Origin of the sequence: Methylobacterium aerolatum (assembly GCF_022179085.1) — a bacterium.
Lineage (GTDB): Bacteria > Pseudomonadota > Alphaproteobacteria > Rhizobiales > Beijerinckiaceae > Methylobacterium > Methylobacterium aerolatum.
This window is the reverse complement of the sequence record NZ_BPQE01000039.1, coordinates 19,129-31,802: the sequence shown is the minus strand read 5'-3', so window position 1 is coordinate 31,802 and position 12,674 is coordinate 19,129. Positions and strand designations below refer to the sequence as shown.

Genomic DNA, 12,674 nt, shown 5'->3' with positions numbered 1-12,674 from the left:
TCCGGCGGACGGCCCCTACCCCTGCCCCCCCTCCTCCCCCAGGACGTCGCGCACCCAGCGGAAGGCGGCGTTGGCGGCCGGGACCCCGGCATAGACCGCCGTCTGCAGGAGCAGCGCCTGCAACTCGTCGGGATCGACCCCGTTCGCCAGGGCCGGGCGGATGTGGAGCTTGAACTCCTCCTCGCGTCCGAGCGCCACCATCAGGGCGAGGGTCACGAGGGAGCGCGTCTTCCACGGCAGGCGCGGGTCGCCCCAGACCTCGCCCCAGGCGGTGCGGGTGATGAAGTCCTGCCACGGCCCCGCGAAGGAGCCGGCCCCGGCGAGGGAGCGCTCCACATGGGCGTCGCCCAGCACCGCCTTGCGGTTCGCAAGCCCCGCCGCGAACGGGACCGCGCCGGTCGCCGGGACCGCGCCGCGATGCCGGTCGAGGAAGGCGCCGAGATGGGAGGCGGTGGCGGCCGGGTGCTCGACGGCGAGGAGATGGGCCGCGCGCGGCAGGAGGACGAGTTCCGCCTGGGGGAGCCCCGCGCAGATCTCCTCCGCCATGGCCGGCGGGGTGGCCGGATCCTCGCGGCCCGCGATGACGAGGGTCGGGGCCGGGATGCGCCCGAGCACCGGCCTCAGGTCCATGGCGCCGATCGCCTCGCAGGCCCGGGCGTAGCCGGTGCGGTCGCAGGCGACGAAATCCTCCCGGATCCGCGCGAGGACGGGGGGCGCCGCCTCGCGGAACCCCGCCGTGAACCAGCGCCCGAGGGTGGCCTCCACGAGGGCGCCCGTGCCCTGCGCCCGCACCGTGGCGGCCCGCTCGGCCCAGCTCTCGCGGCTCGGCATGAAGGCGGCGGTGGCCAGCAGGCCGAGGCTGAGGACGCGCTCCGGCGCCCGCGCCGCCGCGGCCTGGACGGTCATGCCGCCCAGCGACAGCCCGGCGAGATGCGCCTGGGCGATGCCGAGGGCATCGAGCAGCCCGATCAGGTCGTCGGCCAGATCCTCGATCGCCGTCTCGGCGTCGCGGGCGGGGGAGGCACCGTGCCCGCGCGTGTCGTAGCGCAGGATCCGGTAGCGCCCGCGCAGGTGGGCGGCCACGCCGTCCCACATGGCGAGCGTGGTGCCGAGCGAGTTCGACAGCACCAGGACCGGCGCGCCGCTGGGGCCGGAGAGGTCGTAGTTCAGGTGGGTGCCGTTGGCGCGGATCACGGGCATGGGGGTCGGGCTCCGTCTCGGAACGCGGCGTCGGGGGGCAACCGCGCGAGGGCGCGGTCGGTGGCGGCGGCGGCGGCCGCGACCGGGCGGTCGAGGTCGAAGGAGGGGGCGAGGTCGATGCCCGCGCCCTCGGGCAGGGTGGCGAGGAGGGCGTCCAGGACGGTCCGCAGGTCGCGGCCGCCCGCGCGGACCTCGCCCGCCGCGCGCTCGACCAGGGCATGGGCCCGCGCCCCGCCGAGGGAGCCGACGCAGGCCGCGGCGGCGGCGTCGGCGAAGAGCAGGCCGTGGGTGAGGTCGAGGTTCCGGCGCATCCGCCCGGCATCGACCTCCAGGCCCTCGGCGAGGGTCCGCGCCTCGCGCAGGGCGCCCGAGGCGAGCCCGAACAGCTGCGGCAGGGCGTGCCACTCGGCGTGCCACGCGCCCGCGGGCCGCTCGTGCGCGGCGGCCATGGCGTCGAGGAGCGTCGCCGCATGGCCCTTGGCGGCGCCGAAGGCGGCGAGGATCACCGTGGCGGAGACGGGGTTGCGCTTGTGCGGCATCGCCGAGGAGCCGCCCCGGCCCGGCACGAAGGGCTCGGCCACCTCCCCCACCTCCGTCGAGGCGAGGTGGGCGATGTCGCCCGCGCATTTCGCCAGCGCCCCGAGGAGGAGCGCGAGCCACGTCCCGGCCTCGGCGATGCGGGCGCGGCGGGTGTGCCACGCGACCGGCTCCGGCGCGAGGCCGAGATGGCGGGCGAAGCCTTCCGCCACCGCCCCGGCCTCGGCCCCGAAGGCGCCGAGGGTGCCCACCGGGCCGCCGAGGGAGGCGGCGAGCACCCGGCCCCTCACCTCCGGGAGCCGGTCGGCGACCTCGGCGATGCCGAGGGCCCAGGTGGCGGCCTTCGCGCCGAAGCTGATCGGTGCCGCGTGCTGGCCGTAGGTGCGGCCGATGCAGGGCGTGGCCCGGTGCGCCCGCGCCAGCCGGGCGAGGCCCGCGACCACGGCGGCGCAGTCCCGCGCGATCAGGTCGAAGCCCGTCCGCATCTGCAGGACGAGGGCGGTGTCGGCGATATCCTGGGTGGTGGCGCCCCTGTGGAAGGCCGGCTCCAGGTCCGGCGGCAGGCGGCGGCGCAGGGCCGAGACGAAGGGGATCACCGGCACGCCCGCCAGCGCCGTGCCCTCCCCCAGCGCCCCGAGGTCGAGGTCGCCCGGCGCGACGGCCTCGATGGCCCCGGCGAGCCCCGGCGGGGCGAGCCCGGCCTCGGCGGAGGCCTTGGCCAGCGCCGCCTCCGCCCGCAGCATCCCGGCGAGGCGCGCCCCGTCCGAGAAGGCGGCGCGCATCGCCTCGCTCGCGAAGAGCGGGCCGAGCAGGCCCGAATCGAGGGCCGAGAAGCTCACCGCGCGGCCGCGAGCGAGAGGACGGCCCGCGCCTCGGCGGGCGTGGCCGGGCGCCGCCCGTGGCGGGCCGCCGCCTCCACCGCGAGGCTCACGAGCTCGGCGTTGCCGGCCGCCAGCCGGTCCTTCGAGACGCGGATGTTGTCCTCCAGGCCGGTGCGCACCGCGTCCGCCCCGCGGGCCAGCGCCCAGTCCATCACCACCGCCTGGTTGCGGCCGATGCCGGCGGCGGTCCAGGTCGCCCCGGGGATGACCCGCCGGGTCTCGGCGAGGAGGATGTCGAGCAGGCGCTCGTCGGCCGGCATGGCGTTCTGCACGCCCATCACGAACTGGACGTGGGGGCGCGCGTCCATCAGCCCGGCCTCGATCAGGCGCTTCGCCCCGTGGATGTGCGAGAGGTCGAAGATCTCGATCTCGGGACGGATGCCGTGGTCCTTCATCCGGGTGGCGAGGTCGGTGACGAGGCTCGCGTGGTTCTCGTAGACGATGGTGGGGAAGTTCACCGAGCCCGTCGAGAGCGAGGCCATGTCCGGCCGGTGCGTCAGGGAGAGGCCCCGCGCCGCCGGGTCGCGCCCGCGCCCGCCGGTGGAGAACTGGACGATCATGCCGGGGCAGTGGCGGCGCAGGCCCTCCTGCACGGCGGCGAACTTCTCGGGATCGGAGGAGGGCGACTCGTCATCGTTGCGGACGTGGATGTGGGCCAGCGTCGCGCCCGCTTGATACGCTTGCTGCGTCGACTCGATCTGCTCCGCGACGGTCACAGGGACCGCCGGGTTGTCCTTCTTGCGCGGCACGGAGCCGGTGATGGCCACCGCGACGACGAGGGGTTGGCTGCTCATGGGTCGGGCCTCACAGATCGAAGAAGACGGTCTCGCCGTCGCCGCACAGCACGATATCGAACCGGTAGGTGGGCGGCTCCTCCGCGATGCGCGGCGCGAGGAGGGTCCGCCGCCGGGCCTCGGGGACGAGGGCCAGCACCGGGTCGTCCCCGTTGCCCTCGCTATCCGCGAAGTAGAGCCGCGTCGCCAGCCGCTTGATCAGCCCGCGCCCGAACACCCCCACGGCGAGATGGGGCGCCTGCCGGCGGTCGTCGCCGGGGGCGAGGGGCACGCGGCCGGGCCGGAGGGTCAGGAAGCGGAAGCCCCCCCGCGCATCCACCGCCGCCCGGCCGAAGCCGATGAAGCCGGGATCGAGGGGGATCCCGGTCCGGGTGTCGGCCTCGCCGTGGTAGCGCCCGGCGGCGTTGGCGCCCCAGATCTCGATCATGGCGTCGGGCACCGGCTTGCCCTCTCCGTCGAACACGGTGCCGACGAGGGCGACGACCTCGCCCGTCACCGGCCCGCGCGGCGGGGCGAGGTGGAGGACGTCGTGCTCTGCCGGGAAGAGGTCGGGGCGCGCGCCGATGCCGGAGGCGCCCACGAGGTCGGCGCCGCCCTTCCAGGGCAGGCCGTAATGGAAGAACGGGCCGACCGTCTGCCAGGGCGTCTGGCCGAACAGGGCCGGATCCTGGTTGTCCGCCCGGGGGGCGGTGCGGCGCAGGCCCTCGGGGGCGTCGCTCATCTCAGGCCTCCCACGGCGTGGCGTCGCGCCCGCGCAGCACGAGGTCGAAGACGTAGCCGAGGGCGTGGTTCGGCTCCGTGACGTCGATGTCGAACCGGGCCACCAGGCGGTTGCGGTAGGGCATCGGCACGGCGTTGGCGATCGGGTCGATCTCGATCAGGGGGTCGTCGGGGAAGTAGAGCTGGGTCACGAGGCGGGTGGCGAAGGCCGGGCCCAGCAGCGACAGGTGGATATGGGCCGGGCGCCACGCGTTGCGGTGGTTGCCCCAGGGGTAGGCACCCGGCCGGATCGTGGTGAAGCGGTAACGGCCGCCTCCATCGGTGACGACCCGGCCCGTCCCGGTGAAGTTCGGGTCGAGGGGCGCGTTCCACTGGTCGCCCCGGTGGATGTAGCGGCCCGCCGCGTTGGCCTGCCAGATCTCCACGACGGTGTCGGGCACGGGCCGGGCGTCCTCGTCGAGGACGCGGCCCGTCACGACGATGCGCTGGCCCAGCGCCACGCCCGGCCCCCGCCCGTGCCGGGTGAGGTCGGCGATGGCCGGGCCCATCAGGGCGTCCCAGGTCCCGGCGGGGCCGGTGAGCTCGGTCAGGGTGGGCGGTATCCGCACCAGGGGCTCGCGCGGGCTGCGCAGCACGGTGGAGCGGTAGGGCGGGAACAGCGAGGGCGGCTGGCCCGGCTCCCCACGGGGGCGTGGCGTGGCGTCGGACATGGATCTCTCCGGGCGCGGGAGGGTGGTCTAGACCGGATCGAGGGGGAGGCCGACGTAATTCTCGGCCAGCACCGTCTGCGCGGCGCGGGAGGTGCCGAGATAGGCGAGTTCGGCCACCTGCATCCGGCGGTCGAAGCCCGTCGCGTCGGGGAAGCGGTGCATCAGGCGGGTGAACCACCACGAGAACCGCTCCGCCTTCCACACCCGGGCCAGGGCGCGGGCGGAATAGCCGTCGAGGCCGGCGGTGGATCGCCCGCGGTAGAACTCCGCCAGGGCCTCGGCCAGCATCACCACGTCCGACACGGCGAGGTTCAGGCCCTTGGCGCCCGTCGGCGGCACGATGTGGGCGGCGTCGCCCGCGAGGAACAGCCGGCCGTGGCGCATCGGCTCGGCCACGAAGCTGCGCAGCGGCGCGATGCCCTTCTCGAAGGAGGGGCCGCGGACCACGTGGTCCGCGAGGGCCGGCCCGAGGCGCAGGCACAGTTCGTCCCAGAAGCGCCCGTCCGGCCAGTCCTCCACTCGCTCCTCGATCCCGCACTGGATGTAGTAGCGGCTGCGCGTCTCCGAGCGCATGCTGGCGAGCGCGAAGCCGTTGGCGTGGCTGGCATAGACCAGTTCGTGCGCGGCGGGCGGCACGTCGGCGAGGATGCCGAGCCAGCCGAAGGGGTAGACCCGCTCGACGATGTCCAGCACCCCGGGCGGGATCGCCCGCCGGGACACGCCGTGGAACCCGTCGCACCCCGCGATGAAATCGCAGGCGAGGCGCCCCTCGCCCGCCTGCGTGCGGTAGCTCACGCCCGGCCGATCGCCCTCGATGTCGTGGAGGCGCAGGTCCTCCGCCCCGAACACGACCGGCAGGCCCCGGGCCTCCGCCGCATCGAACAGGTCGCGCATGACCTCCTGCTGGCCGTAGACCGTCACGGCGCGGCCGCCGGTCAGCGCCGCGAGGTCGATGCGGACGGTCTCTCCGTCCGCCGTGAGGTTCGTGCCCGTGTGGACGAGCCCGTCCCGGCGCAGGCGCCCGTCGAGGCCGAGGCGGGCGAGGACGTCGACGGTGCCCTGTTCCAGAATCCCGGCGCGCACGCGGCCCTCGACATGCTCCCGGCTGCGCCGCTCCAGCACCACGCCGTCGATTCCGGCGGCCCGCAGCAGATGCGCCAGGAACAGTCCGGCCGGCCCGGCGCCGACGATGGCCACCTGCGTGCGCATGGTCTCCCCCTCACGTCCCGCCGCCCGATGTCACAGCAGCCCGCCATCGCCCGGTCTTGTCGCTGCGGCGAGCCGCCACAGGGCCGCGGCGAGGACAAGGTTGGCAAGGCTCAGGGCGAGGAGGAGCCACCACAGGGCCTCCGGTCCGGCCCGGGTCAGCAGGAGGGCGCCGGCCGGCGGGGCGAGCGCCTGGGCGGCCAGCCCCGGCCGGGCGAGGCGTCCGACCACGAGGGGGTATCGCGCCGGGCCGAACAGGGCGAGGGGCACCGTGCCGCGGGCGATGGAATAGATCCCGTTGCCGCCCCCGTAGATCACGAGCCAGAGGCCGAGCCCCGGCGCGCCCAGGGCGAGCGCCGCCAGCCCGAGGGTGACCAGGATCAGGGCGGCGGCCAGGGTCCAGAGGGGATGGTGGCGGCCCTTCAGGGCCATCTCCCCGAGGCGCGCGCCGACCTGCGCCGGGCCGATCAGGGCCCCGTGGGAGACGGCCGAGGCGAGGGAATCGCCCCGCGCCTGCAGGAGCGTCAGCAGGTGGACCGAGACCATCGCCATGACGGCGCCGCCCAGGATCAGCACCCCGGCGAAGAGCAGGAAGGCCCGCCTCTCCCGGGCGGAGAGCGGGACGGTGCCCACCCGGGGGGATGCGGCCGGCGGCGGCGGGGGCGCCTTCGGGACCAGCGCGAGCACCAGCGGCAGGCTGACGGCCAGGTGCAGCCCGGCATAGGTCAGGCAGGCCCCCCGCCATCCGACCTGGGCGACGAGGAAGGCCGAGAGCGGCCAGCAGACGGTGCTCGCGAACCCGCCCCAGAGGGTCAGGGCCGTGATGGACCCGCGCGCCTCGGCGCCGTAGAGGCGGCCGAGGGTGGCGAAGGCCGGATCGTACAGCCCGCCCCCCATCCCGAGGCCGATCACCAGCCAGCCGCCGAGGTAGACGGGCAGGCTCGGCGCGAGGGCGAGGATCGTCAGGCCGCCCGCCAGGAGGAGCGCGGCCAGTGCCAGGACCGGGCGTCCGCCGTGGCGGTGGATCGCCGCCCCGACATGCGGCGAGGCGGCGGCGGCGGCCAGGAGGCCGAGGGCGAGGCCGCCGACCACCCAGGCCAGGGGCCAGCCGGTCCCGGCGGCGATCGGCCCCGCGAGCACCGCCGGCAGGTAGAAGGACGAACCCCAGGCGAGGATCTGGAGGATGCCGAGGGCGGCGATCACCGGCCAGCGGCGGGACTCGGATCCGGGCACGGGCGCCGGCGGCGAGTCCCGCCGCGTCACGGGACCGGCTTGGCGGCGACCTGCGCCAGGATGGCGTCGCGCGCGCCGTCGAGGGACGGGGGCGGGCGGCGGATCGGCAGCCGGGCGCCATCGAAGCGATAGGGCGGCGCGAAGACGTGGGCGCCGGGCTCCCGGTCCCCGGCTTGCCCGTCCCCCGCCTCGCGGACGGGGACGACCAGCCCCGCCGTCCCGGCGCGGTCGGAGGTCAGGGCCTCGTGCAGCCCCATCACCTCCCCGCAGGGGATGCCGGCGGCCGCGAGCCTCGCGACGAGGTCGGCCCGGCTGCGCTTGGCCAGCTCCGCCTCCATCGTGGGCACGAAGGCGGCGCGGTTCCGGGAGCGGTCGAGGTTGGTGGAAAAGCGCGGATCGGTGCAGAGGTCCGGCCGCTCCAGAACCTGCTCGCAGAAGCGCCGGTACTGGGCGTTGTTGCCCACCGTCAGGACGATCGGCCCGTCGCCGGCCTGGAACACGCCGTAGGGCACGATGGAGGGGTGGGCGTTGCCGTAGCGCGCGGGGTCGCGCCCCTGCACCATCGCCTCCAGCCCGTAATAGGAGGTGAGCGCCACGCCGCAATCGAACAGGGCGAGTTCCACGAGGCGCCCGCGCCCGGTGCGCTCGCGCTGGTAGAGGGCGGCGAGGACGGCCTGGGCCGCGAACTGCCCGGTGAACAGGTCGACGGCCGCGAGCCCGAACTTGAGGGGCGGCCGGTCGGCCTCGCCGTTGAGGGCCATGAGCCCGGCCTCGCCCTGGATCACGAGGTCGTAGCCCGGCCGGGTCGCCTCCGGCCCGTCCGAGGCGTAGCCGGAGACGGAGCAGTAGATCAGCCGGGGGTTCTCGGCCGACAGGGCCGCGTAGCCGAGGCCGAGCCTGTCGGCCCCGCCGGTCTTGAAGTTCTGCACCACCACGTCGCTCTCGCGGGCGAGCCTGCGCACCAGGGCGAGCCCCTCCGGATCGGTGAGGTCGATCCCGATGGAGCGCTTGTTGCGGTTCACGCTGTCGAAATACGAGGTGTTGGTCGGGCCGGTCTTGAGCCCCCAGTCGCGGGTGTCGTCCCCGCGCTCGGGATGCTCGACCTTGATCACGTCGGCGCCGAGATCGCCCAGCACCTGCGCGCACCAGGGACCGGCCAGCACCCGGGAGAGGTCCAGCACGCGCAGGCCGGCCAGCGGCAGGTCGTCGGGATCGAACAGCATCGGGCGTGTCTCCTTGGCGTCTGGCCGGGACGGGTTCGGCGGCTCATGAATCCCGCCGCGTCTTTGCGAGCGCAGCGAAGCAATCCAGGGCAGCGGGCCGTCTCACGATCGTTGCGCATCCCTGGATTGCTTCGCTGCGCTCGCAAAGACGGAGGGAGCGAAGGTCCTTCCGGTCGGGGCTCTCAGGTCCCCATCACCCCATCGAGGCCGCGCACCGCCTCGATGAGCCGGGGCCGGGCCACCTCCATCAGGAAGCGGCCGTCGGTGATGACGGTGGGCGCACCGCAATTGATCGACATCGGCGGCAGGCCGCCCCCCGGATGGAAGCCCACCGCGATGGCCGAGACGGTGTCCTGCCACTCGCCGAAGGAGGTGCAGCAGCCGATCTCCCGGTGCTCCCGCACCGCCTTGTCGAGGCCGTCGCGGAGCGCCGGCCAGGCGAGGGGATCGTAGGCCTTCAGTTCCTCGTAGAGGGCGGCGCGCTCCTGATCGGAGCAGACCGCGATGTAGGCCCGGCCCATGGCCGAGCGGGCGAGCGAGATGCGCGAGCCGATGTCGAGGTTGAGCGAGATCGCGGCGGGCCCGCGCTGGCAATCGACGTAGCGCATGCTCAGCCGGTCGCGGACGCCGAGGCCGACGGAGGCGTTGGACGCCTGGGCCACGGCCCGCAGCGCCGGCCGGGCGATGTGGCGCACGTCGAGGCCGCCGAGCGCCATGGAGCCCAGCGCGATGGTCTGGGTGCCGAGCGCGTACTTGCCGGATTCCTCGACGAAGCGCAGGTAGCCGAGCTTGGTCAGCGTGTAGGTCAGCCGCGAGACGGTGGAGCGGGGCAGGCCGCAGGCCTCCGCGATGTCGTGGTTGGCGAGCATCCGGCGGCCGCGCCCGAAGCAGGCCAGCACGGCGAGCCCCCGGGCCAGCGCCGTGACGAAGTGCCGGTCCTCCTTCGGACCGCCCTCCTCCGCCTCGGGATCGAGGAGGGGATCGGCCGTCGCGCTCATCGTCCCGCGCTCCGTGCGAAGAAGGCCGCGAAGGCGGCCTGGGCCTCGGGACCCCGGCGCAGCGCGTGGAAGGTCTCGGCCTCGCTCGCCAGCGTGCGCGCCACGATCTCCGCATGGCCGGCCTTCAACGCCCGCTTGGTGGCGGCGATGGAGGCCGGGGGCAGGGCCGCGAGCGCGCTCGCCCGCGCCAGCGCCGTGGCGAGGGCGTGGCCCTCCTCCACCAGGGCGTTGACGAGGCCCGCCTCCCGCGCCGCCTCCGGCCCGAAGGGCTCGCCCAGCATCAGCAGTTCGGCGGCGCGCTTCGTCCCCGCCACCAGGGGGAGCAGGTAGCTCGATGCGCCCTCCGGGCTGAGGCCGAGGTTGACGAAGGGCAGGCGGAAGCGCGCCCCCTCCCCCGCATAGGCGAGGTCGCAATGCAGGAGGAGCGTCGTGCCGATGCCGACCGCGTGGCCCTCCACCGCCGCGACCAGCGGCTTCGGGCAGGCGGCCAGCACCTTCAGCAGGGCGAGGCCGGGGCTGTCCTCCACGCTCTCGGCGGTCTCGCGGAAGTCCGACAGGTCGTTGCCGGCGGTGAAGCAGCCGCCCGCCCCCGTGAGCACGAGGGCGCGCACGCCCCCGTCCTCCCCGGCCGCGCGGACGGCCTCGCGCAGGGCGCCGTAGGTCGCCCGGTCGAGGGCGTTGCGCCGGGCGGGCCGGTCGATCGTGAGGAGGCGCACGCCCTCGGCGGGCGCCGTGATCCGCAGGGTCTCGGGGGCGCTCATGCGGTTTCCGCCTCCCGGGCGAAGTAGAGATCGTGCAGGCGGTCGAGGGCGATGTCGGCCGCCGGCGCGCTGAGCCGGACCTGCCCGCCGCGCAGGAGATGCACGTCGTCGGCCACCGAGAGGGCGACGCGGGTGTTCTGCTCCACCAGCAGGATCGTGGTCCCGGCCTCCTTGAGGCGGGCGATGATGGAGAAGACCTCGTTGACGATCACCGGGGCGAGGCCGAGGCTCGGCTCGTCGATCAGCAGGATCTTGGGCTGAGACATCAGGCCCCGGCCCATGGCGACCATCTGCGCCTCGCCGCCGGAGAGCGAGCCCGCCGCCTGGGTGCGCCGCTCGCGCAGGCGGGGGAACAGGGCGTAGACCCGGTCGAGCCCGGCGGAGACGTCGCCCCGGCAGCGCTTCGGGTAGGCGCCGAGGCAGAGGTTCTCCTCCACGCTCATGTCGCGGAAGACGAGGCGGCCCTCCGGCACCATCACGAGGCCCTGGGCGGCGAGGTCCCAGGTCTTCCGGCCCGCCAGCGGCTGTCCGCCCAGCAGGATCCGGCCCTCGTAGGGGATGAGCCCCGTGAGCGCCCGCAGCAGGGTGGTCTTGCCCGCCCCGTTCGGGCCGACGATGGCGGTGAGCGCGCCCTCCCGGAAGGTGAGCGACAGGTCCCACAGGACGGTGATGTGGCCGTAGCCGGCCCGGAGGTTCTGGGTCTCAAGCATGGGCCGTCCCCGTGTAGCTCTCGATGACGCGGGGATCGCGGAAGACCTGCGCCGGGGTGCCGTCGGCGATGATCTCGCCGAAGTTCAGCACCACCGCCCGGGAGCAGAGGCCCGAGATCGTCTCGATGTCGTGCTCGACGATGACGACGGTCAGGCCGAAGCGCCGGTGCAGCTCCTTCAGCTTGGCGGCGAACTGACGCTTGGCTTGGCTCTCCAGCCCCGCCAGCACCTCGTCGAGGAGGAGGAGGCGCGGCTCGGTGGCGAGCGCCTTGGCGATCTCCAGGCGCTTCAGTTCCTGGAGGGCCAGCGCGCTCTCGGCCGGGCGGTCGCCCTGGGCCTGCAACTCCATCACCTCCAGGATCTCCTCAATCCGCGCCGGATCCCTGCGGCCCGCGCCGAAGACCTGCGCGACGGCGAGGTTCTCCCGCACGGTGAGGTGCTGCATCGGCTGCGGGATCTGGAAGGTGCGCCCGATCCCGAGGCGGGCCCGGCGGTAGAGGGGCAGCTTGGTGACGTCCCGTCCCTCGAAGCGGATGCGCCCGCGCACCCGGGTCAGGCCCGAGATGCCGTTGAACAGGGTGGTCTTGCCCGCCCCGTTGGGGCCGACGAGCCCCAGGATCTCGCCGGGCTTCACGGTGAAGCTGACGTCGCGGAGCGCCACGAGGCCGCCGAAGCGGACGGTGACGGCGTCGAGCTCAAGCATGGCGGCCACCCCTCTTCGCGAGACCCAGGAGCCCGTTCGGCGCGGCGAGCACCATCGCGACGAGGACGAAGCCCAGGATGATCTGGTGGCCCACCGCGATCAGCCCCTTCGCGACGATCTGGTCGAACAGGTAGATGATCACCGCGCCGCCGATCGGCCCGGCGATGGTGCGGTAGCCGCCGAAGATCGCGGCGATGATCGGCATCAGGCTCCAGACGCCGGAGAAGGCGTAATCCGGCTCCAGGAAGCCGATGATGTGGGCGTTCAGCGCGCCGAACACGCCGGTGATGAAGGCCGAGAGCAGCAGCATCAGGCACTTGAGGAGCGTCGCGTTGACGCCCACCACCCGCGTCGCGTCCTCGCTGTCGGCGATGGCCCGCAGGGCGAGGCCGATAGGGCTGCGCCGGACGGCGAGGTAGGCGAGCGCGCAGAGGGTGACGCAGGCGACGAGGAGCAGGTAGCTGCCGGTGCGGCTCGCGAGATCGAGGCCGAACACGGTGGGCAGGCCCGGGTAGCGCTGGTAGCCCGCGCCGCCGCCGGTCAGCCAGGAGGCTTCCGTCGCGAGGATGCGGAAGATCTGCGCGTAGGCGAGGATGGCGAGCGCGAAATAGGGCCCCGACAGCCGCAGCGCCGGCAGCATGGCCAGCGAGGCCACCACCGCCACAAGGCCGCCCGCCGGCACGGTGAGCAGCACCGGCAGGCCGAGTTTGCCTGCGAGCAGCGCCGAGGCGTAGGCGCCGACGCCGAAGAAGGCCGCGTGGCCGAAGGAGACCATGCCGCCGAGGTTGCCCAGCAGCGCCCAGGCGAGGGAGACGCCGGACAGGATCAGGGCCGAGATCAGCAGCCCCAGCAGATAGTTGCTGGCCCCGAGCAGCACCGGCAGGGCCGCCAGGACGAGGAGGCCGAGGCCGAGGAGCGCGCCGCCGGGCAGCCGCCCCTTGGCGGGGGCGGCCTTCAGCGGGACGGCGGGGGCGGAATCGAGGGAGGCCATGGCGGTT

13 protein-coding genes are annotated in these 12,674 nt (G+C 74.6%); all 13 read right to left on the bottom strand.

Annotation, left to right across the window (positions count from 1 at the left end; all coding sequences use genetic code 11):
* Nucleotides 1-15: 15 nt before the first annotated feature.
* Complete coding sequence (gene pcaDC / locus MFF06_RS21095) at nucleotides 16-1,200, bottom strand: bifunctional 3-oxoadipate enol-lactonase/4-carboxymuconolactone decarboxylase PcaDC (RefSeq protein WP_238207824.1); 1,185 nt, start codon at nucleotides 1,198-1,200, stop codon at nucleotides 16-18.
* A complete protein-coding gene (locus MFF06_RS21090) occupies nucleotides 1,191-2,576 on the bottom strand; it encodes a class-II fumarase/aspartase family protein (protein WP_238207821.1) in 1,386 nt (461 codons plus the stop codon). Before MFF06_RS21090 ends, pcaDC begins: the two co-directional genes overlap by 10 nt.
* Complete coding sequence (locus tag MFF06_RS21085; RefSeq protein ID WP_238207819.1) at nucleotides 2,573-3,412, bottom strand: 3-oxoadipate:acetyl-CoA acetyltransferase; 840 nt, start codon at nucleotides 3,410-3,412, stop codon at nucleotides 2,573-2,575. Before MFF06_RS21085 ends, MFF06_RS21090 begins: the two co-directional genes overlap by 4 nt.
* Before the next feature lie 10 nt (nucleotides 3,413-3,422).
* A complete protein-coding gene (pcaG, locus tag MFF06_RS21080; RefSeq protein ID WP_238207817.1) occupies nucleotides 3,423-4,133 on the bottom strand; it encodes a protocatechuate 3,4-dioxygenase subunit alpha in 711 nt (236 codons plus the stop codon).
* A gap of 1 nt (nucleotide 4,134) precedes the next feature.
* Nucleotides 4,135-4,842 carry a protocatechuate 3,4-dioxygenase subunit beta gene (gene pcaH, locus MFF06_RS21075; RefSeq protein ID WP_238207815.1) on the bottom strand — a complete coding sequence of 236 codons (708 nt, stop codon included), beginning with the start codon at nucleotides 4,840-4,842 and terminating at the stop codon, nucleotides 4,135-4,137.
* A gap of 27 nt (nucleotides 4,843-4,869) precedes the next feature.
* Complete coding sequence (gene pobA / locus MFF06_RS21070; RefSeq protein WP_238207813.1) at nucleotides 4,870-6,051, bottom strand: 4-hydroxybenzoate 3-monooxygenase; 1,182 nt, start codon at nucleotides 6,049-6,051, stop codon at nucleotides 4,870-4,872.
* A 30-nt stretch (nucleotides 6,052-6,081) separates the two neighbouring features.
* Nucleotides 6,082-7,281, bottom strand: a complete 1,200-nt coding sequence (locus tag MFF06_RS21065) for an MFS transporter (RefSeq protein WP_238207811.1) — start codon at nucleotides 7,279-7,281, stop codon at nucleotides 6,082-6,084.
* 26 nt (nucleotides 7,282-7,307) lie between these two features.
* On the bottom strand, nucleotides 7,308-8,504 hold the full coding sequence (locus MFF06_RS21060; protein ID WP_238207809.1) for a CaiB/BaiF CoA transferase family protein: 1,197 nt from the start codon (nucleotides 8,502-8,504) through the stop codon (nucleotides 7,308-7,310).
* Between the two features lie 182 nt (nucleotides 8,505-8,686).
* Entirely contained in the window at nucleotides 8,687-9,502 is an 816-nt protein-coding gene (locus tag MFF06_RS21055; protein ID WP_238207807.1) for an IclR family transcriptional regulator, read from the bottom strand.
* A complete protein-coding gene (locus tag MFF06_RS21050) occupies nucleotides 9,499-10,263 on the bottom strand; it encodes an enoyl-CoA hydratase-related protein (RefSeq protein WP_238207805.1) in 765 nt (254 codons plus the stop codon). The genes MFF06_RS21055 and MFF06_RS21050 overlap by 4 nt, the downstream gene beginning before the upstream one ends.
* On the bottom strand, nucleotides 10,260-10,973 hold the full coding sequence (locus tag MFF06_RS21045) for an ABC transporter ATP-binding protein (RefSeq protein WP_238207803.1): 714 nt from the start codon (nucleotides 10,971-10,973) through the stop codon (nucleotides 10,260-10,262). The genes MFF06_RS21050 and MFF06_RS21045 overlap by 4 nt, the downstream gene beginning before the upstream one ends.
* The gene (locus MFF06_RS21040; protein WP_238207801.1) at nucleotides 10,966-11,676 is read right to left on the bottom strand and encodes an ABC transporter ATP-binding protein; all 711 of its coding nucleotides are present in this window, start codon (nucleotides 11,674-11,676) and stop codon (nucleotides 10,966-10,968) included. Before MFF06_RS21040 ends, MFF06_RS21045 begins: the two co-directional genes overlap by 8 nt.
* Nucleotides 11,669-12,667 carry a branched-chain amino acid ABC transporter permease gene (locus MFF06_RS21035; RefSeq protein WP_238207798.1) on the bottom strand — a complete coding sequence of 333 codons (999 nt, stop codon included), beginning with the start codon at nucleotides 12,665-12,667 and terminating at the stop codon, nucleotides 11,669-11,671. The genes MFF06_RS21040 and MFF06_RS21035 overlap by 8 nt, the downstream gene beginning before the upstream one ends.
* Nucleotides 12,668-12,674 lie beyond the last annotated feature (7 nt).

Excerpts from the sequence above, each read along its gene's own strand:
- MFF06_RS21085 (WP_238207819.1), bottom strand. The coding sequence starts at position 3,412 with ATGAGCAGCCAACCCCTCGTCGTCGCGGTGGCCATCACCGGCTCCGTG.
- MFF06_RS21045 (WP_238207803.1), bottom strand. The coding sequence starts at position 10,973 with ATGCTTGAGACCCAGAACCTCCGGGCCGGCTACGGCCACATCACCGTC.
- pcaDC (WP_238207824.1), bottom strand. The coding sequence starts at position 1,200 with ATGCCCGTGATCCGCGCCAACGGCACCCACCTGAACTACGACCTCTCC.
- MFF06_RS21050 (WP_238207805.1), bottom strand. The coding sequence starts at position 10,263 with ATGAGCGCCCCCGAGACCCTGCGGATCACGGCGCCCGCCGAGGGCGTG.
- pcaG (WP_238207817.1), bottom strand. The coding sequence starts at position 4,133 with ATGAGCGACGCCCCCGAGGGCCTGCGCCGCACCGCCCCCCGGGCGGAC.
- MFF06_RS21035 (WP_238207798.1), bottom strand. The coding sequence starts at position 12,667 with ATGGCCTCCCTCGATTCCGCCCCCGCCGTCCCGCTGAAGGCCGCCCCC.
- MFF06_RS21060 (WP_238207809.1), bottom strand. The coding sequence starts at position 8,504 with ATGCTGTTCGATCCCGACGACCTGCCGCTGGCCGGCCTGCGCGTGCTG.
- MFF06_RS21040 (WP_238207801.1), bottom strand. The coding sequence starts at position 11,676 with ATGCTTGAGCTCGACGCCGTCACCGTCCGCTTCGGCGGCCTCGTGGCG.
- MFF06_RS21055 (WP_238207807.1), bottom strand. The coding sequence starts at position 9,502 with ATGAGCGCGACGGCCGATCCCCTCCTCGATCCCGAGGCGGAGGAGGGC.
- pcaH (WP_238207815.1), bottom strand. The coding sequence starts at position 4,842 with ATGTCCGACGCCACGCCACGCCCCCGTGGGGAGCCGGGCCAGCCGCCC.
- pobA (WP_238207813.1), bottom strand. The coding sequence starts at position 6,051 with ATGCGCACGCAGGTGGCCATCGTCGGCGCCGGGCCGGCCGGACTGTTC.